The organism is Luteibacter sp. CQ10, assembly GCF_040900725.1.
Classification (GTDB): Bacteria; Pseudomonadota; Gammaproteobacteria; order Xanthomonadales; family Rhodanobacteraceae; genus Luteibacter.
On record NZ_JAEUYM010000001.1, the window covers coordinates 1,262,884 to 1,281,971 of the forward strand.

Annotated in this window: 12 protein-coding genes; 3 read left to right on the plus strand and 9 right to left on the minus strand. The window is 65.7% G+C overall.

From position 1 onward, the window contains the following. The first annotated feature begins 69 nt into the window (after window positions 1-69). Complete coding sequence (locus JNG39_RS05630; protein ID WP_368310177.1) at window positions 70-726, plus strand: hypothetical protein; 657 nt, start codon at window positions 70-72, stop codon at window positions 724-726. Between the two features lie 140 nt (window positions 727-866). Here JNG39_RS05630 and JNG39_RS05635 read toward each other — a convergent pair whose 3' ends face one another. The 6 genes from JNG39_RS05635 to glk form a co-directional block, all read right to left on the minus strand. After that, on the minus strand, window positions 867-2,237 hold the full coding sequence (locus tag JNG39_RS05635; RefSeq protein WP_368310178.1) for an alpha-L-fucosidase: 1,371 nt from the start codon (window positions 2,235-2,237) through the stop codon (window positions 867-869). Window positions 2,238-2,259: 22 nt separating this feature from the next. Further along, entirely contained in the window at window positions 2,260-4,068 is a 1,809-nt protein-coding gene (locus JNG39_RS05640; protein ID WP_368310811.1) for a beta-galactosidase family protein, read from the minus strand. Between the two features lie 122 nt (window positions 4,069-4,190). Beyond that, on the minus strand, window positions 4,191-6,731 hold the full coding sequence (locus JNG39_RS05645; RefSeq protein WP_368310179.1) for a glycoside hydrolase family 3 C-terminal domain-containing protein: 2,541 nt from the start codon (window positions 6,729-6,731) through the stop codon (window positions 4,191-4,193). Window positions 6,732-6,760: 29 nt separating this feature from the next. Beyond that, window positions 6,761-9,157 carry a beta-N-acetylhexosaminidase gene (locus JNG39_RS05650; RefSeq protein ID WP_368310180.1) on the minus strand — a complete coding sequence of 799 codons (2,397 nt, stop codon included), beginning with the start codon at window positions 9,155-9,157 and terminating at the stop codon, window positions 6,761-6,763. Window positions 9,158-9,168: 11 nt separating this feature from the next. Continuing rightward, window positions 9,169-12,201 carry a TonB-dependent receptor gene (locus JNG39_RS05655; protein WP_368310181.1) on the minus strand — a complete coding sequence of 1,011 codons (3,033 nt, stop codon included), beginning with the start codon at window positions 12,199-12,201 and terminating at the stop codon, window positions 9,169-9,171. Between the two features lie 103 nt (window positions 12,202-12,304). Then, a complete protein-coding gene (gene glk / locus JNG39_RS05660) occupies window positions 12,305-13,342 on the minus strand; it encodes a glucokinase (protein WP_368310182.1) in 1,038 nt (345 codons plus the stop codon). A 355-nt stretch (window positions 13,343-13,697) separates the two neighbouring features. Here glk and JNG39_RS05665 point away from each other — a divergent pair, with 355 nt between their 5' ends. After that, window positions 13,698-13,898, plus strand: coding sequence for a hypothetical protein (locus tag JNG39_RS05665; RefSeq protein ID WP_368310183.1), 201 nt, complete (start codon window positions 13,698-13,700; stop codon window positions 13,896-13,898). On the opposite strand, the gene JNG39_RS05670 is transcribed toward JNG39_RS05665, so the two are convergent. From JNG39_RS05670 to JNG39_RS05680, 3 genes are all read right to left on the minus strand, one after another. Then, entirely contained in the window at window positions 13,892-14,803 is a 912-nt protein-coding gene (locus tag JNG39_RS05670; RefSeq protein WP_368310184.1) for an MASE1 domain-containing protein, read from the minus strand. The genes JNG39_RS05665 and JNG39_RS05670 overlap by 7 nt on opposite strands. Window positions 14,804-15,083: 280 nt before the next feature. Next, window positions 15,084-16,076 (minus strand): MASE1 domain-containing protein, encoded by a 993-nt coding sequence (locus tag JNG39_RS05675; protein WP_368310185.1) that lies wholly within the window; start codon window positions 16,074-16,076, stop codon window positions 15,084-15,086. Continuing rightward, window positions 16,077-17,120, minus strand: coding sequence for an MASE1 domain-containing protein (locus tag JNG39_RS05680; protein WP_368310186.1), 1,044 nt, complete (start codon window positions 17,118-17,120; stop codon window positions 16,077-16,079). It abuts the gene before it with no gap. A 337-nt stretch (window positions 17,121-17,457) separates the two neighbouring features. Between JNG39_RS05680 and JNG39_RS05685 the strand changes: the two genes are divergently transcribed. Continuing rightward, on the plus strand, window positions 17,458-19,047 hold the full coding sequence (locus JNG39_RS05685) for a ShlB/FhaC/HecB family hemolysin secretion/activation protein (protein WP_368310187.1): 1,590 nt from the start codon (window positions 17,458-17,460) through the stop codon (window positions 19,045-19,047). Window positions 19,048-19,088: the final 41 nt, after the last annotated feature.

Genomic DNA, 19,088 nt, shown 5'->3' on the forward strand with positions numbered 1-19,088 from the left:
GCGATTGACACTGGCATGGAGCCTCCCGACAATGCGCACGCCTTCCGGCGGCCCGTAGGGAGACCCTCCATGCGCTTTTATCTTGCCGCCGCGCTGACGGTGGCGCTTTTCCTCGTTCTTCTTCCCGTGCACGCCTCCGGCGGCAGCTATCTCGTCGACGATGCTTCGGTCGTCGGCGCCGGTAAGTGTCAACTGGAATCCTGGCTTCGTGCGTGGTCCAACGGCTCCGACGGTGTCTGGGCCGTGCCCGCGTGCGGCGTCGGGCCGGTGGAGTTCGGTCTGTCACTGCATCGGCAGCAGGATGAGGTTGGGCTCGGTCTCTCGCCCGCGGTGAAATGGCAATTGCGCAACGGCGACGATCACGGCATCGGGCTCGCGGTCGAGGTCAACACCACCTACCAGCACGGTCGTTACATGGCTTCGCAGGCTTATGCGTCCACCTCGTTCGGCCTGGACGATGTCCGGCGCTGGATGGTCGATCTCGATCTCGGTGTAGATCGTGAGCGCGATCGTTCGGCCCATCCGATCGAGGGTGCCGGCGTGTCCTACGCGTTGGACGAGCGTTGGTCGTTGCTGGCGGAACGCTTCTGGAGTCGTGGTTCGGTGAGCGACCAGGGGGGCGTGCGGCTCGCGTTCGGGGATTCGAGCCTGGATCTCGTCGTTGGGCGCGAGATGGCGAGACTGCGGTCGCACTGGGTGAACGTCGGGTGGAACGCGGCGTTCTGACCCGTTAGGGTTCGCCGATGCGATCGGCTCCCACCCCTTCGGTAGGAAGAAAGCTACCGAGCTGGCAGCCCTTCGGTAGGAAGGTTGCTACCGAAGGGGTGGGAGCCGATCGTATCGGCGAATCCTGCGAAGCGAGACCTTCACGGCTTCACGTCGAACAGCTTGAACTCCCGGATACGTGCGGTGCCTACGGACGAAAGGATGTTCAACCGCACCTTCCGCGCCGTCACCGGCGCGAAGCGGTCGATCTTCATGTGTCCGATGGCCTGCGCCTGGGCCACGGTCTTCCACGTCGAACCGTCCCACACCTGCACCGCGTAGGCGTGCACGTTCTGCCCGGCATCAAGACGTTCCATGCTCATCGCCGTATTGAACGTCACATCGCGGCCGAGATCGACCTCGAGTATGGCGTTCGCCGAACCGGCGGGTGCCGACCAGAACGTCGACGGATCGTCGTCGATCGCCGCGGCCGTGTTGTCGTCGGTGGCGGCGTGTTTCGCGACCAGGTTCGCCTGATGGCCATAACGCGCCTTTAGTGCCTGGCCGAACTCGGCCAGGCGACGCACGTCGGCCTCGGGAAGCAGTCCGTGCGTGTCGGGCGCCACGCCGAGCATGAGCTGGCCGCCATGGCCGACGCTGCTTTCCCAGTTGTCCATCAGCTCGCCCACGGTCTTGAGCGATGCGGCGAAGTCGGGCTTCGAGCTGAAGAACCAATGGTTCTTGTGCAACGGCGTGTCCACTTCCAACGGGCGCCAGCGCAGTTGTCCATGGCGGTCGATCACGTTCCAGTTCTCGCCCTGCACGATGCCCTGCTCGTTGCCCACCCAGCGGATGTCGCCGTAATCGAACAGCGCCACGTCGGCGAAGACCATGGTGTTGGCCTGGTAGGTGCGCAGCGTTTCCACGTACTTCGCGAAGTCGTAGACATGGCCCGCGCTTCCCGCGCCGTCGAGCCACCACTCGGTGAGCGGGCCGTAGTTCTGCACCAGTTCCCCCATCTCGGCCAGATAGTATTTGTCGTACGCCGCGGAATCCTTGTATCGCGGATCGTGGCGATCCCACGGCGACAGGTATACGCCGAAGCCCAGGCCGTTCTTCTTCGCCGCCTCCGATGCCATGCGCACCAGGTCGCCCTTGCCGCCCTTCCACGGGCTGGCCTTCACCGAGTAGTCGGTCTGGCCCGTGGGCCACAGGGCGAAGCCGTCGTGATGCTTCGCCACCAGCACCATGTACCGCACGCCGGCCGCCTTCACCGCGTGCGCCCACTGGTCGGGATCGACCTTGTCGGGGTTGAACACGGATGGCGCGGCGGTGCCGTCGCCCCATTCGCGATCGAGGAAGGTATTGGTGCCGAAGTGCACGATGACGCCGAACTCGAGGTCCTGCCAAGCCATCTGCTGCGGGGAGGGCTTCACGTCCACGAAGGATTCGGCTCGCGTGATCGCGGGCAACGCGGCCAGCAGCGCCACCGCGAGCACGGTTTTCAGGCGAAAGGGAGCTTGCTTCGACATCGGAGAGGTTTCCTTGGACATATCAGGGCGTGCTCCACAGGCGCTGGTCGACCCCGCGCATCACGGGCTTGTCTCGCGTTTCCAGGTCGAACGCCACCACGCTGTTTTCGCCGTGGCGGAACCAGGGCGCGGGGGCGTACAGGTCGTGTTGCGGGCCGATCGACCAGGTGCGGCCGAGGTTGGCGCCGTTGAGCCAGACGGCGCCCTTGCCGAGCGCGCGCGTGTCGAGAAAGGTGTCGGCGGGCGCATCGACGGTGACCTTGCCGCGATGGAACGCCGGCCCCTCGACCTTCGCGGTGGTCCAGCCTCGGATCGCATCGGTCGAGGTCATCGGCAAGGGGAAGGCCTGCCAGCCGTGCAGGACGGTGTCGCCCAGCAGTACCGGGTCGACGATGCCGGCGCGGCTGTCTTCCATGCGCGGGCCGTAGTTGATGCGCCCGGTGTTCTCCACGAGTACGTCGAGGGTGTGTTCGCCCGCGCTCATGTCGATGTCGACGGACACCTGCTTGAAGCGGCGATCCACGGTCCCGTTCGACTTCTTGTCGACGTACACCACGGCGTAGTCGCGTACGTCGCCGAGGTAGAGCGCGCCGTGGAAGGGGCCTTTCACGGTGGTGCGATACAGGATGTAGCCATAGGACTGGCCATAGGCTTCCATCGGCTTGGGCTGATCGGAAGCCTGCGGGGCGGGCAGGTTGTCCCACAGCGAGGCGGACTCGTCGAGCGTGAACGGGGGAAGGGTTCCCACGGGTCGCGAGTTGGGCACGGGCGGCGGTGTCCGGCCGGTCGCCTTGGCGATCGCGTCGCGGAACATCGTGTATTTCGCCGTCGGTCGTCCGGCTTCGTCGAGCGCGGCGTCGTAATCGTAGCTGGTGGTGGTCGGCGCGTAATGGTCGGAGGGATTGCCCTGGAAGTTCGCGCCGTTCATGAAGCCGAAGTTGGTGCCGCCGTGCACGAGGTAGATGTTGACCGAGTAGCCCTGTTCGAGCATCCACGCCAGTTCGTCCGCTTCGCGCTTGCCGTCGGTGTGCGCGTGCTTCTCGCCCCAGTGGTCGAACCAGCCGGCCCAGTATTCGCCCGCCATGCGCGGTGCGCCGGGACGGTAGCGTTCGAGCATCTGGAAACTCTTCTTCGCCTCGCCCGGCGCGAAGTCGATCACCGCCGTGACACCGGGCAAGCTGCCGTTGGCGAGCAGGTCGGGGCCGTCGTAGGTCATCAGCAGGTCGTCGGCGAGCCCGGCGCGCTGGAGCATGGCACGCACGTCGACCAGGTAGGCCTTGTCGTCGCCGTACGACCCATATTCGTTTTCCAGTTCGGTGGCGATGATCGGGCCGCCGCGGCTGGCCATCAGCGGTGCCAGTTCCTTGCCGAGTCGCACGAGGTAACGCTCGGAAGCGGCGAGAAAACGCGGATCGCGCGTGCGCACGCGCATGCCCGGTATGGCGAACAGCCAGGCCGGATATCCGCCCGCGTCCCATTCGCCGCAGACGTACGGGCCGGGACGCAGGATGAGGTTCATGCCCTCGGCCTGCACCGCCTTCGCGAAAGCGGCCACGTCGTTGTTGCCGCTGAAATCGACATGCCCGGGGGTCGGTTCGATCAGGTTCCAGAAGACGTAGGTGGTGATCGTGTTCAGGCCCATGGCGTGCGCCTTGCGCAGGCGGTCGCTCCAGTACGCGCGTGGAATGCGCTGGAAGTGCAGGTCGCCCGAGATGATCTGGTAAGGCTTTCCGTTACGGACGAAATGCGTGCCTTCCACGGTGACCGGCGGGTTGGCGAAGACCGGGGAAGCGAACGCGATCGAAGCCAAGAGCATGACGCGTTTCAACACGTCGCAACGGTGCAGGCCGGTGCCTACCGCCCCGTTGGTCGGATGAGCCTCGCCGCATCGCCCGATCGCCCCGCCGTAGGCACCGGCCTGCGCCGGTGCGACGGTCGTCGGTGTCACGGCGCTCATTTCGGCAGCGCCTGTCGGCCGTCGATGTGGAACGACGCACGCTCACCGCTGGCGTCGCCGGGCTGGCCGCCGCCGAGGAAGAGGCCATAGTCGCCCGGCACGACCTCGCGCCGTCCCGCGGCATCCACCGAACTCAATCGGCGAGGATCGAGCGTGAAGCTCACGCGGCGAGCTTCACCGGGCTTGAGGTGGGTGCGCGCCAAGCCGACCAGCGTATGCTTCGGCGCGAGCGCGTCGTCCGACGGATAGGTCAGGTACGCTTGCACCACTTCGTCGCCCTCACGGTCGCCGGTGTTGCGAACTTCGACGCTCGCGGTGAGCGTCTGGCCCGCGTCGAGCGTGGTCGACGATACCTTCGCGGCACCGTAGGCGAAGCGTGTATAGCTCAGGCCGTAGCCGAAACCGTAGAGCGGCGTACCGTCGAAGTAACGATAGGTGCGCCCCTTCATCTGGTAGCTGGTGAACGGCGGCAGGTCGCGTACCGAGCGATAGAAAGTGACGGGCAGGCGGCCGGCCGGGTTGTAATCGCCGGCCAGCGCCTGCGCGATGGCCGTGCCGCCGCTCTCGCCGGGATACCACGCGGCGACGATGGCCGAGGCATGCTCCTTGGCCCAGTTGAGCGCCACCGCGCTGCCGGACATCAACACCACCACGAGCGGCTTGCCGCCGGCGGCGCTGCGTTCGAGCAGGGCCTGCTGCGCCGCGGGCAGACCGATATCGGTGCGATCGCCGCCATCGAAGCCGGGCACGTCGACGTGCAGTTCTTCACCTTCCACGTCGGGCGAGAGGCCGACGAACGCCACCGTGACGTCGGCGCCGGCGATGGCGCGCCCGGCTTCGGCCAGTTGCGCGTTCGCGGGTGGGAGCCATTGCAGGCGCACGCCCTGGTCTTCGCCGCTGTGGACGAGTTCCAGTCGTACGTCGTGCGGACGCGTATCGTCGAAATGAAGCGTGGCCTTCGTGTGCTTGTCGTCGCCGGCATCGTCGATCACGGGCTTGCCGTCGACGAACAACCGCACCGGATCGTGGCCCGCGCAGTCGAAGCAGCGTTCCACGTGCACGGCGAGCGTGTAGTCGCCAGGGCCGGGCGGCAGGATCGCGCCGGTCCAGCGGACGGCGTAGGGCCCCTTGGGCAGGTGGGCGGGCGAGACGTGATCCCAGTCGAAGTCGATGGTGCGATCGGTGCGAACGGTACGCGGCTTGCCCTCGAAGGCGGCGTTGTCGAAATAGCGGCCCGTGAGGCCGATCGCGCCGTCCGGAGTGCGCAGTGCCGTTTCCGGCAGCGGCACGGGAACGCCCGCGGCGATCGGCGATCCTTGCGCGTAGGTCACGTTGCCGCCCCCGAACCGCGTGCGCAAGCCTTGCAGGGGAGTGACCGGCACGCGCGGCGTGGCGTGGTAGTTCGCTTCGAGCGTTTCCACGGTATCGGCGTTGGGGCCGACCACCGCGATGCGCGGTTTGCCTCGCTGGGGCAGCGTACCGTTGTCGTTCTTGAGCAGCACCAGCGATTCGAGCGCGGCACGCAGCGCGAGCGCGGCATGGGCTTTTTCGTCCACGGCGGCGGGCTTCACCGCCGGCGCGCCGAGTTCGCCCAGGCGGTAGCGCGCCGCGAACAGGCGTACCAGCGAGGTGTCGAGCACCGACTCGGGCACGTCGCCACGACGCACCGCTTCGCCCAGGTCGGCGTACGCGTAGCCGCAGTCCAGGTCGGTACCCGCGCGGATCGCGGCGGCCGAGGAGCCGGCGTTGTCCGGGCGGTAATAGTGGAACTTCGTCATGTCGTCGATGGCGTCGCAATCGGACACCACGTACCCGGTGAAGCCCCAGCCCTTGCGCAAGGTATCGTCGAGCAAGCCCGCGTCCGCGCAGACCGGCGTGCCATGCAGCGCGTTATACGCGCACATCACCGAGCCCGCGTGGCCTTCGGTCACCGCCGCGCGGAACGCTGGCAGGAAGGTGGCCTCCAGGTCGTGTGGTGATACGTCGATGTCGAAACCGTGGCGGCCCGCTTCGGGGCCGCTGTGCACGGCGAAGTGCTTGGGCGTGGCGATGGCGCGCGGATGGCCCGGATCGGAGCCCTGGATGCCCTGGATGAAGCCGACGGCGAGGCGTCCGGTGAGGTAGGGATCTTCCCCATAGGTTTCCTGCCCGCGGCCCCAGCGGGGATCGCGGAAGATGTTCACGTTGGGCGACCAGATGGTCAGGCCCTCGTAGCGGGCGTGGTCGTGGCCCGCGCCGATGGCGTCGAACCGCGCGCGGGCTTCGCGCGAGACGGCATCGCCCACCGCGTGCATCAGCTCGGGGTCCCAGCTCGCGGCCAGGCCGATGGCCTGCGGGAACACCGTGGCGTAGCCCGCGCGCGCGGCACCGTGCAGGCCTTCGTTCCACCAGTCGTAGGCGGGAATGTCCAGTCGTTTCAGGGCGGGGGTGCCGCTCTGGAGCTGCGCCACCTTCTCGTCGAGGCTCATGTGGCCGACGAGGTCGGTCGCGCGCTGTTCCGGCGTGGCGGCGTGCGCCGCGCCGATGAGGGCGGCCATCGTGGGGGCTATCAGTTTGCGTAGGTGCGTCATTGCGGGGATCGGGAATGGGGGCGCTGGGTTTCCGCGTGCGCGGGAACGACGTCAGGGGGCGTGGTGCGTGATTGCGGATCGTTCGGTGCCAGGAGTTTGACCGATCCGAGGCCGTAGAGGGGCCCGTCGATGGGTGCGGTCACGCGCATGCACAGGTCGTGCTGGCCGCTCGCGCGGGCAAGGTCGCCGTCGAGTACGAACCGTTCACCGAGCGCCTTGCCCGGCGGCAAGGGCAGGCTGGCCAGCAACGGGCCCGCGCAGGTGTCCTGGTGGATCTCCAGTTCGCCGTTGGGAGTCTTCGATGGATACGACACCACCTTCGATTGCTCGTGCGCGAGGCCATAGTTTCGCGCCAGTCGCGCGGCTTCCACCCGAACACGGGACACGCCGTCGAGCGGCGCCTTGGGATACAGCCAGCAGGAGTGGAAAAGGTCGACGTCGTAGGTGGTGGCCGCCATGTCGCCGAGGTCGGGCAGCAACGGCAGGCGCAGGCCGAGACCGCCGTCGGGGCACTTCATGAACTCGCCGTTGCGGCGCGTGAGCAGGTGGTCACGGTCGACGATGCGCGAACGTACGGCCGCCAGCGGCGTGCCGTCCGGCGCGATGGCGATGGCACGCACCGTCGCCGGCAGGCTCACGGTGAACGGGGCCGAGTAAGCGCTGGATGCGACGGTGGGCATGCTGCCGTCGGTGGTGTAACGCAGCGTGCCGAAGCCGGTCTGGTTGTCGAGGCGCACCGTGGCCTTGCCCGAGTCCAGCATGGCGGGCACGGTGTCGTCGAGGTGGATGGCGGGTGCGAAAGCGGTGTCCGAGGCCGCGATGTCGAGCGCCGCGTAGCGGCGCATCTGTGCGGGAAGACGTTGCAGGAAACCCTTCCAGTCGCGCACTTCGACGGGTGACCAGGCGACTTCCGCCATCGCGTCGAGGCGGGGGAACAAGGCATGCTGCACGTGCCGTTCGGACGGTAGCAGCTCGCTCCACAGCGTGGCCTCGGTGCCGAGCACGTGCCTGGCTTGCTCAGGGGTAAGCGAGGCGTCGACCGGTTCGAAGCCGTAGACGCGTTCCAGCGGCAGCACGGAGAGGCGGCCGCTGGGCTCATCGGCGCGGTCGCTCTGGTGATTGTCGAAGTACATCCAGCCGGCCGGGGCGAGCACCACGTCATGGTCTTGCCTGGCCGCGTCGATGGCGCCCTGCACGCCGCGCCAGGACATCACCGACGCCGTGCGCGGGAGGCCTCCTTCGAGGATCTCGTCCCAACCGATGAGGCGGCGTCCGTGCTTGCCGAGATAGTCGCCGAGGCGATCGGTGAACCAGCTCTGCAAGGCGTTCTCGCTGGCGATGTTCAGCGATGTCATCTTCGCCTGTACGGCGCGCGAATCCTTCCATTGATCCTTCACCGCCTCGTCGCCGCCGAGGTGGATGTACGTGGAGGGAAACAGCGCCATCACCTCGTCGAGTACGTGCTCGATGAAGGTGAAGCTCTTCTCGTCCACGTTGTACAGGTAGGGATTGACGCCCCAATCCACCGAAACGGCGGGACGGTCGCCGTTGACGCCGACGATGTCGGGATACGCCGCCACGGCCGCCTGCGCATGCCCCGGCATGTCCAGTTCGGGCACCACGGTGATGTGTCGCGCCGCCGCGTAGGCGACCACGTCGCGGATCTGCCGCTGGGTATAGAAGCCGCCGTATCGATCGGGTTCGCCGTGCGTTCCCGCGCCTGGCGGCGTGCGCCAGCCGCCGATGGCGGTGAGGTTGGGGTAGCGCTTGATTTCGATGCGCCATCCCTGGTCGTCGGACAGGTGCCAATGAAGCACGTTGAGCTTGTGCTCGGCCATGGCATCGATGGCCTGCTTGACCTCGGCCACGCTCTGGAAATGACGGACCACGTCGAGCATCAGTCCGCGCCAGGCGAAGCGCGGCCAGTCGCGTATCGCCACGTCGGTTATCGCGGTGTCGCCTTGCCTGCCGTCGGCGCTGGCGAGCTGCCAGAGCGTGACGGCGCCGTAGAAAAGGCCCGCGCCATCACGCGCGGCGACGCGGACGCCGTTGCCGTCGACATCGAGCGTGTAACCCTCGCGCGCGTCCACCGGGTTCGTCGGTTCGGTGGCGAATACGATGGCGCCTCGCGGTGCGTGTGCCGACGCGCTTACCGTCAGGGCGAGACCGCGGCTGCGGCGCAGTTCGGCCGCGAAGTACGTCGCGGCGGCTTCGGCTGCCGTGTCACCGGGCGCGAACGCGATGACGGTGTGCGTGCCGATCGCCAGCGTCCCCGGCATGGACCGTGCCTCGGCGGGCATCGGAATCAGCGGCAACGGCGTCTCGGCGTGGACGATGCCGCCGCCCAGCAGCAGGGCGGCGGCGAGGCGCAGGGTCTTCAAGCCGTGGATCATCGGTTCGGTCCTTACTGGAACGTGTAACGGAGCACCATGCTCGTCGTGCGCGGCAGCTGCCACGTGGCGGCATGGTAATTCACGCTCCGGATCGCCGAATTGTCCTCGTTGAGCGTACCGGTGTCATAGACCTGGTTGACGTCGATCGTGCCCTGGCGGTTGGTGACGTTGGCCATCCTCAGCTGGAGGCTCAGGTCGTTGTCCTGGTGGATCTTCCAGCGATAGGTAGCGGAAAGGTCGAGTTGCCAGAAGAACGGCAGGCGGCGGTCATCGCCCTGCTTGCGCACTACGCCGTCGCAGTAATGCGACGACTGCGGCGCGTTGAACGCGGGATCGTCCTTGTCCGGCACCGTGCCGAGGCAACTGGTCGGCGCCCCGGTGTGCGCGCTGAACACGCCGCCCAGCGACAGGCCGCTGGCGAAGTCGTAGGTACCCGTGGCCGTGAGGCTATGGCGGATATCGCCGGCCAGGTCGCCATTGCCGCCGTATTCCAGGGCGGGATAGTTGAAGGCCTGGGTCTGGCCGATCCAGCCCGCGCTGCGGCGCTCTTCGTCGATGAGGCCGTTGGTGTTGCCGTACTCCCGCGCATAGGTGTAGCTGAGGTTGAGGAAGTACGGTTCGGCCGGCGTGGAGGCATGGGTGAGGGCGAGCTTGAGGTTGTAGTACGTGTGCCTGGGCTTGGGCAGGTCGAGTGCTGCACCGGGAATGCGCAGCGCTTCGAGCTGGCCGTCGCCGTCGTAATCGCGTTTCAGGGTAAATGCCTCGCCCGGATTGATCAGCCAGCAGGTGTGGTTGTCCTGCTGATAGCCGGCGTAGCCCTGGGCTTGCGCATAAGCCTGGACGCCGCCGCCGTAGCAGGTGTCCTCGACGATGCGACGCAGGTCCACCCAACCCAGCTGCACGAGGCCGGACCACGTCGGGGTGAGCTGCTTCTGCGCGTAGAGCTGGGCTTCGTACTGGTAGGGCGCCTTGACGTTGGTCGCCGCGATCTGCGCGGGCGTGGGCACGCCCTGGTTCTGGATGTAGGAGCTGCCGATCTGCGTGAGTCCGAGCGGCGCCTGGGTATTCGGATCGACGCCGGTATAGGTGTAGTAATTGGTATAGGTGCTGCGTGGCTCGGCCACGCCGAAGCTGAAGGACGACGGTAGCGGAATCGTGTACTTGCCCAGGCTGCCGCCCACCTTCAGCGAGCTGTCGCCGTCGACGTCCCAGGACACGCCAAGGCGTGGCGAGGTGATGGGCAGGCGCATGAACTGATGGCCCACGCCGTCCTTGTAGATGTAGTTGTCCCAGCGCAGGGCGCCATAGATCAGCACCCGGTCGGCCGCCTGCCAGTAATCCTCGACGTAGGCACCCTTGTTGATCGTTTCGAACGAGCCGCCTTCGATGTCGACGTACTGACTGACGTAGCGGCCGTCCGCGGGCGAGATCGAACCGTTCTGCAGCGTTACGTTGGGCTGGTCGTAATAGGTGTACCAACCGGCCGGCACCGAATCGGTCGTGCTGGCGAGCGAATGCTTGTAGTACTCGCCGCCGAACACGAGCTTGTGGTCGCCGAGCTGCCAGGTGAGATCGCCCTTCCAGCCGCGACGCCAGTAATCCGAGGGCGAATAGACGTAAGCGGCGGTGTTGCGGCCGATGTTGGTCTGCACCTGCGTCGCCGCATCGTACGAGGTGACGTACGGAAACTCGGTGTTCTGCTCGCCGGAACTGGGCGAGTACACGATCGAGCCGAGATAGCCGCCCATCAGGCGCAGCGAGAGGTCGTCGTCGATCTGCCAGTGGTAGTTGCCGATGAGGAAGCGGCTGTCGGTGCGCGTCTGGCTCCAGCCGAAGAAGCCGCCCACCGAGCGCGGATCGTAGTTTTGCGTGAGGTGATAGTAGTTGTTGAAGGACTGGCTGTAATCGCGGTGGGCCAACACGTTCAGCGACTGGTCGTTACTGATGTTCCAGGTGAGGTTGAGCAGGTAGTTCTTGTCACGGACGCTGGAGACCTGTTTCTGCGTCTGGCTGTACGCATCGGCCTTGCTCGCGGGTTCGTTGCCGAGCAGAGCGAAGAAGAACAGCTTGTCTTTCACCAGTGCGCCGGAGGCCCATAGGTATTGCTGCGCGAGGCCGTCGTGCGTGTTGGCCGATGCATAGCTGTAGTAGTCGCCGATGGCGTTGAGCGAGTTGTGGCTGCGCGGGTTCAGCAGGCGCGAGGTCGGTGGCGTGAAGTACAGCGAGTAGCCGGCCTTGAAGTCGTTGGTGCCCTGTTTGATGGTCGACGACAGGATGCCGCCGGTAGCGTTGGTCCACGAGGCGCCCGCGCCGCTGGTGATGAGCTGGGTATCGCTGATCGCTTCGGCGGGCAGTTCGGTCGAACCCAGCGAGGTCTTGTCGTTGGTGACGTCGAATTCGTTGTAGTAGTAACGGTTTTCGGCCGGGCTTGCGCCGCCGATGGAGACGAAGCCGGTATTGTGCTGGTCGAAACGAACGCTGGAATCCAGGCGGGCGATGCTTTCCGGGCTGCGGTCGACGGGCAGGGCATCGATCAGCCTGTAGTTGTAGCTGGTGCTCAGTTCGGGAGTGCTGACGTCGATCGGCGTGATGTCGGTCGCCATGGTCGCGGCGGAAACCTGCACGCCGCCCAGGTCTTCGGTGTCGGCCGGGGCGGTGGTCGCCGTTGCCGCGGTGCCGCCGAGGTCGGGCACGGCCGCGCTGCGGTTGGGATTGACCGTCACATCCTGCTGGCCCAGCGTCTCGCCGCCCCGGACCAGGCTTACCTGGTAATCGCCGGGATTCAGTCCCGCCAATGCATAGCGGCCATTGGCATCCGGCGTCACGTCCTTGGTGAAACCGGTGGCGCGGCTGGACACGCGCACGATGACGCCGTCGCCCGCCGACTCATGACCGTACAGGCCACCGGTCAGCGATTGCGCCATGACGCCCTGTGCGCAGGCCAGCAGGACCGACGCCGCCAGCACGCGACGCACGACTCGTGCGCCGAGATGGACACCCAGGGTGCGTGCCCCCGCACGACCGCCTCCGTTCGAACCGCTCATGTTGACGACTCCCCGTTCAGGCCCGCTCGAGGTTCGCTGCGCTGGGCCCGGCAACAACGAAAAAAGCGGCGTGCCATCGCGGCCGCCGCCTTCGGTGGATGGGTCAGGGACCGACGCCCACGCGCGCCCTGGCATGCAGCGTGGCCGCGCCGACGACACCGAGATGTCCGTGATCGACGAGCCAGACGGGCACTTGCTGCAGGAAGGGGCGCATCACGCCCTTGTTGAAGAAGCGTTCGGCGAAACGGCTGGAAAGGATGAATTCACGCATCTGCGGCAGGATGCCGCCGGCGAGGAACAGGCCGCCACGTGCGCCGTAAAGCATGGCCAGGTCGCCGGCGAATCCGCCGAGGACGGCGCAGAACACGTCCAGCGCGATACGCGCCACGGGGTCGGTGCCGGCGATGCCGGCCGCGCTCACCGCGTCAGGCGTCGTCCAGGTGGCTTCGCTGCCTTTCAATTCGGCGACGGCCCGGTAGGTATTGAGCAGCCCGGGACCGGAAAGGATCGCCTCGCAGGAAACGTAGGGACGCGTGCGCGAGAGGATGCGCAGGATATCGAGTTCGAGTTCGTCGCCCGGCGCGAGCGCGATCTGTCCCGCTTCCGTGGAGAGCACCTGTGAGTGGGGCAAGCCCGGCAGCAGCACGGCCGAGCCCAGCCCGGTGCCCGGACCCATGACGACGACCGGTCCGCGGTGGTCGCCGACGGCGCCGGGGAGGATGGTGGTGGCATCGGCACGGTCGACGAACTGGCTGGCGTAGGCGACGGCTTCGAAGTCGTTCACGACGTCGAGCGCGTCGGTGTGGAGCACCGAACGGATGTTCGACAGCGATACGCGCCAGGGCAGGTTGCCATTGGTGACGCTGTCGCCGAGCACGAAGCCGGCGATGGCGATGGCGCAACGCTCGATGCCCAACGGGGCGACGTGCGACTGGGCGGCGAGGAAGTGGTCGAGGATCGCGGCGAGGCTGCTCCAGTCGGCACCGACATAACGGTGGTGGCAGAGCACCTGCACGTTGCCGTCGCCGTCGTTCGCCACCAGTGCGATGCGGGCGTGGGTGCCGCCGACATCGGCTGCGAGGATCGGTCGTGCGGTTCGCGTGGATGCCGCAACAACCGACTGATTGACGAACTTCCCCATTCGACGTCCCGTACTTCCGGCCGCTCGCATTGCGCGAGAACGACCCGAGTTTTTCCCGTCGGTGACAACGTTGTCAATGAATTTAATGTTTACTGGTGAAAACCGGTGAAAATCGTAACCAGGGCAGGCTCGTTTCATAAACGGCCGTTGGGATGGTTTTCCGATGTTTTTTTGGATGAAAACGTTCTCTTCGGCGCGAATGCCGCCATTACTCGGCCCTTATGCCGTGCCGAGTGCGATGATCGGCGTCTCGCGTAGCGAGACGCGCGAGTGCGGCGCCGAGACAGCCTGCACCATCCCTCCGCTATCCCCCCAAGGGGATGTGGGTGCCTATCTATACGGAAGAAGGATCGTCATGAAACAAGTCGCTCGTCTGACTTTTGCCACACTGCTCGCCTTGGCGTCGCTGCCGGCCGTTGCCGCCGACGGATCGTTCTCGTTCTGGGACGAACTCTGGTCCTTCATGACCGGTCATGGCAGCGCAGCTACCCAGTCCGAGAATGATCCGGCCTATTGCAAGGCTCATCCGCTCGAGTGTGCTTCCGGGTTTCAGTAAGTCTCGGGTGCCCGGAGCGCGCGATGCGCGATCCGGGCACCTGCTACCAGGGCGCCGGATATGACGAGTGACAAGACGACCTGGGCGCGGATCATGCCCGGGTCCAGGAGAACCGTCGCCGTACTGGCCATGGCGACGCTGGCGAGCATGCCGATGACGGCACCTCCCTGCCACCCGTGCCTCAGGGCGGCCGCTACGACGGGTAACACCAAGGTGAGTCGTGCGAACTCGCGGATGTCCTCAGGCCCGGTATCGCGGCCGGCGAGAGCACACGCGACGAGTACGGGGATGAAGAGAAGCATGTCGCGCATTAGCGGGTGACGGAGTGCACGGCGCGGATCTAGCCCGTACGACGTCACGTGTTGGTGACAGATCAGTGCCACGGGTACCAGCGTAAGCGCCCCGAGGTAGTTGCCCAGCAGGCAGGCCATGAAGTCGGGCACCGCTTCGGCCGACCATATCTGAATGCCGTCGGGGCGGCCTATATAGGCGGTGACCAGCGCTGCGTCGGTTCGCAACGCGGTAATTACCGCGCATCCGAGCGTCGCGGTAAGCACGGTGGACATTTTCAGGCGGCCATCGGCCTCGTAGAGAGGCATGCGGCGAAGGACGAGCGATACGACCGGCATGCAAAGCAGTATAAACGGGACGGCCGTTGCAAAACCCCACGCCAAGCCGAACGGATTGCACAGGATCGCTTTCTCCATGAGTGGAAGCGCTTCACCGACGACGAGAGCTGGCCAGAACCGACGCGGCGCGAACAACAGGCACGCGAGACGCAAGCCTGCGGTAAGCATCCAATGAGAAAACGAGAAGTACCGCACCACCTCGTAGCACGCGGCGTAGGCGGCCGCGACGGCAAAGTGATGCCCCAAAGAAACTTGTGTGGCGCTGGTTCCCCGCATGGCCGTCTCCGCGTCCGTTCGATGAATGTCCATCGTTCCGATCGCATTCCCGTCCTCGCGCCACGGGAGAATCGTCGGTTGACGGTACCCGAGTCTGCCTCAATATTCGTTGCGGGTGGAATTGGCCGCGGTCGACGGCGGCGCAAAGTGCTTACTGGTACTCATTCGCGAATGGTCTTATAACCGCAATACCTTGTCGGTCAGCCCTCGGCCATGCCGAATACGTGCCAATGGGTCGAATGCACCGTCGACGAGGGGTAATAGGTGCGAGGAGCGCCGGTCACCGTCCCTGCGATGGATGGCGGAAGCGGAGCGGAAGCCTTGCGAGGCCCTGCTTGAAGAATATCGATGCACGATCAACGTAGGCTTTGGTCGCTGGATAAGCGCGGAACGTTCGAACGGGACGGAACGGCCTCGTGGCGATAAGGGCGACGGTAATCACCGCGGCGAGCATGCCTTCGCCGCGTAGCATCGCGGGATCGAGCTCCTTGCTGAAGACGTAATGCATGGCAACGCTCGAAAGCATCGCCCCCAGCGCGGCTCCTGGTCTGCCATGGTTGGCGGTCATCGAAACGACGGGAAGCGCGATGGCTAACTGCGCGAAGGTCACGGCTTCGAAGCTATCGGTCTTCGCCGTGGCGATCACGATCGACAGGTATGGGACGACGATCAGGATCGCCTCGTGCAACAGTGATCGCCAGTGAAGGTTGCGGCGTCGGCCCGATATCCATTCATGCAGCACGATGACCATGGGAACGATCGTCAACGTGCCGAGGTAGTTGCCGAGCAGCATGCCTAGCGAAAACGAAACCATATTCTCCGACCATGCTTTCACCGGATCGGGGTATGTGAGATATCCCGGAAAGCTTGCCAGGTTGACTTCGATGGCGGTGACCACGGAAAGGGCCAGGCAAATCTTGAGCAAGGTATCGATGCTCAGATAACCGTCGCGGCCGTGCAGCGGCATGCGCCTCAGCAAAGCGCCGATGACGGGAATGCACACCAGAATGAAAGGAATCGATGACGTGACAGCCCACATGACGCCAAACTTGTGTGCGTTGGTCACCGTTTTTTCGACGATGGGAATCCATTCCCCCAGCACCAGCGCGGGCCAGTACCTGCGCGGCACGAGCAACAGGCAGCTTACGCGTAGCCCGGAGGTGATGACCCAGTTCGATTGCATGAACGGGTACAGCACCTGGTACGCCGCGGCGTAGGCGAGCACGACCGCGATATGGTCGCCGTAGGGAACCGGGTGACGTTCGACGCGCAATCAGGGCTTCTCTTGAGTTCTGGTTGCAGCTTGCAGCGATGGACGCCCGGCTCGCCATGGCGAACGTGCCAAGCCCCGCTCGACGAAGAACGAAACGCGATCGAGCCGGGTCTGTATCAGTTGGAATCCCCGGAACGTGCGAACCGTCCGGAACGGCCGGGTCGAGAACAAGGCTGCGGTGATGACCAGAGCCACGAACGCCTCGGCAACCACCGTGGCGGGGGCGAGCTCGGTGGTGAACGCGCAGGTCATCGCAACGCTCGACAGCAATGCCCCAAGGGCGGCGCCCCGCTTTCCATGGTGCATGGTCAACGCGATGAGGGGCAGGACGATGGCCAGCTGGACAAAAGCGCATTCGGCGAAGGTGTCGGTGCGCGCCGTGGCGACCACGATGGCGAGGTAAGGGATGACGAGCAGGAACGCTTCATGCATCAACGGCCACCAATGGGAGGTGCGTCGACGGCGGCGCAGGTACTCGTGCACGACCACGACGATGGGTACGACCGTCAGCGTGCCGAGGTAGTGGCTGATCAGGAATGAAGGGGTGAAGGTGCCGACGGAAGCCCACCAGGCTTGCACAGGATCGGGATACGACGAATACCCCAGGAAACCGATCGTCATGGTCCATAGCGTTATGACCACGGCGAGCACGACGTTGAGGCTCAGCAACGTGGTGATGCGCAGATTGCCGTCGGCGTCGCGCAGGGGCAAGCGCCTGACGACCGCGGTGAAGAAGGGCATGCAAACGACGATGAAGGGAATCGATGCTCCGATCGCCCACGGTATGCCGAACACGTGCGCATGGGAGATGGTTTTTTCGAGCACGGGAAGCGTTTCGCCCACCGCCAGGGCCAGCCAGTACCGACGCGGCACCAGCAGTAGGCAACCGAGGCGCAGCCCCGACATGAGGTTCCAATGGTCGAACATGACCAAGTTGAGCAGGTAGTAGACCAGGGCGAACGCCATGACGACGGCGATGTGATCGCCGAAGGGAATCGCGAACCGGTTGCTGCGCAAATTCAAACCACCCACCCCTGAAAACATGATGCCGCGTCATGGCCGCACTGGCCCGGCATGGTGCCGGAGCCTATACCTTCCCGGCGGGAAAAGTCACGGCGGCTGCCGATTTCGCATCCCTTTCGGGGTTGGGTAAGTCCTTACGAAATCACGCCTAAAGTTCCTGCGATTCCTGCCGAAAATGTACCTGAGAACCGGGCGCGGCCACCCGAGACGGGTTCCCGCGTGCCATAACCAGGACGGTCGTGGAGTAGTGCAACGTATGAGGTGTACAGGGGGAGGCCGTTGGCGCACAACGGCACACGGGCTGATTTCCCTGCTTGCGATCGGTGCCAGCGGTACGGCGCCCGCGCAGCAGTCGACGTTGGACAAACAGGAGCAGCTGCGTCGCGCGCAGCAGCTCGAGCAAAGGGAAGAGCAGCGCCAGCAGGCGCCGTTCCAGGGGACGCCGCCGACGCAGGTCGAGCGGCTGGATGCGCCGTTGCCCAGGGAAACACCGTGCTTCACGCTGCGCAGCCTGAAGCTCGAGGGTGAGCGCGTGGACGATTTCGCCTGGGCGCAGCGGTATCTCGATCGCTTCGTCGGGCAGTGCGTGGGCCGCGAAGGCCTGGAAACCCTGCAGCGCCGATTGTCCAACCTCGTGATCGCCCGTGGTTTCGTCACCACGCGCATCGGCGTGCCGGCGCAGGACATCTCCAGCGGCGCGCTTCGCATGCTGCTCGTACCGGGCACGCTGCGGCATGTCCGCTTCGCGCCCGGCTCGCCCGAACTGGATTGGCGCGCGGCCTTTCCCATCCACGAGGGCGACCTGCTCAACCTGCATGCCGTCGAGCAGGGCCTGGAGCAGCTCAAGCGCGTGCCGTCGCAGGACGTCTCGATGGACATCGCGCCGGGGGAGAAGGTGGGCGAGTCCGATGTGGTGCTCACGGTGCACACCACGAGGCGCTGGCACGTGGAGACCGACGTGAGCGACTCGGGCCTCGAGGGCACGGGCACCTACCAGGGCAACCTCAACCTGTCGTTCGACAACCCGTTGGGCTGGAACGACATCTTCTCGATCGGCGCGGGCCATGCGCTGTTCACCCACCCGGACGGCGGCAGCACGTTCAGCGAAAACGCCTCCTATAGCGTGCCGTGGGGCTGGTGGACGTTCAGCGGTAGCGTGTCGACGTACCGGTACCGGCAGTGGGTGGAGGGCTTCGACAGCCGTTTCCGTTCGACCGGCAACTCCACGTCCAGCGACATCACCGTGCAGCGTCTCCTCACCCGCGGTACGTCGAGCAAGACGTCGATCGAGGCTCGGTTGGCCGCGCGCAGCGCCCACAGCTATATCCAGGGCGTGGAAGTTGGCATCCAGCGGCAGCGTGTCGCCAGTGCCGAACTGGCGCTCGTGCATCGTCATTACATCGGCCAGGCGCAGGTCGACGCCCGCCTGGGCTACCAGCGCGGCACGCCATGGTTCGGCAGCCAGTGGGCGGGATACGACCCCGAGGTCGGTTACCCGACCAACCGGTATGGATTGACCACGCTCGACCTCTCCATCAGCAAGCCGCTCACGCTGGCCGGGAGGCAGGCGATCTGGGACAGCAGCCTGCGCATGCAGCGTTCCACCGACCACCTGCCGGCGGCCGAACTCATCACGCTCGGCGGCCGCTACACGGTTCGCGGTTTCGACGGCGAGCAGACGCTGGCCGGTGAGCGCGGCGCTTACCTGCGCAACACGCTCACGCTTCCGCTGGGCATCTTCGCGCCGTATCTCGGCATCGACGTGGGGCACGTATCGGGTCCGTCGACGCAGGCCGGCCATCGGCAACTGACGGGCGGCGTGCTGGGTCTTCGGGGCAGTTACGTGGGACTGAGCTGGGATCTCTTCATCGGACGGCGCCTGCACGCGCCGCGGGCGTTCGACACCGAACAACCCACGACGGGTTTCCAGCTGATCTACCAGTACTGAAAAAACACGGGCAGGGGCGCCGGGGACGGTGCCCGACAAGG

Bases quoted from the DNA above. Each gene is read 5' to 3' on its own strand.
- JNG39_RS05665 (WP_368310183.1), top strand. From the start codon at position 13,698: ATGAAACAAGTCGCTCGTCTGACTTTTGCCACACTGCTCGCCTTGGCG.
- JNG39_RS05670 (WP_368310184.1), bottom strand. From the start codon at position 14,803: ATGCGGGGAACCAGCGCCACACAAGTTTCTTTGGGGCATCACTTTGCC.
- JNG39_RS05635 (WP_368310178.1), bottom strand. From the start codon at position 2,237: ATGTCGAAGCAAGCTCCCTTTCGCCTGAAAACCGTGCTCGCGGTGGCG.
- JNG39_RS05645 (WP_368310179.1), bottom strand. From the start codon at position 6,731: ATGGCCGCCCTCATCGGCGCGGCGCACGCCGCCACGCCGGAACAGCGC.
- JNG39_RS05655 (WP_368310181.1), bottom strand. From the start codon at position 12,201: ATGAGCGGTTCGAACGGAGGCGGTCGTGCGGGGGCACGCACCCTGGGT.
- JNG39_RS05680 (WP_368310186.1), bottom strand. From the start codon at position 17,120: ATGTTTTCAGGGGTGGGTGGTTTGAATTTGCGCAGCAACCGGTTCGCG.
- JNG39_RS05650 (WP_368310180.1), bottom strand. From the start codon at position 9,157: ATGATCCACGGCTTGAAGACCCTGCGCCTCGCCGCCGCCCTGCTGCTG.
- glk (WP_368310182.1), bottom strand. From the start codon at position 13,342: ATGGGGAAGTTCGTCAATCAGTCGGTTGTTGCGGCATCCACGCGAACC.
- JNG39_RS05630 (WP_368310177.1), top strand. From the start codon at position 70: ATGCGCTTTTATCTTGCCGCCGCGCTGACGGTGGCGCTTTTCCTCGTT.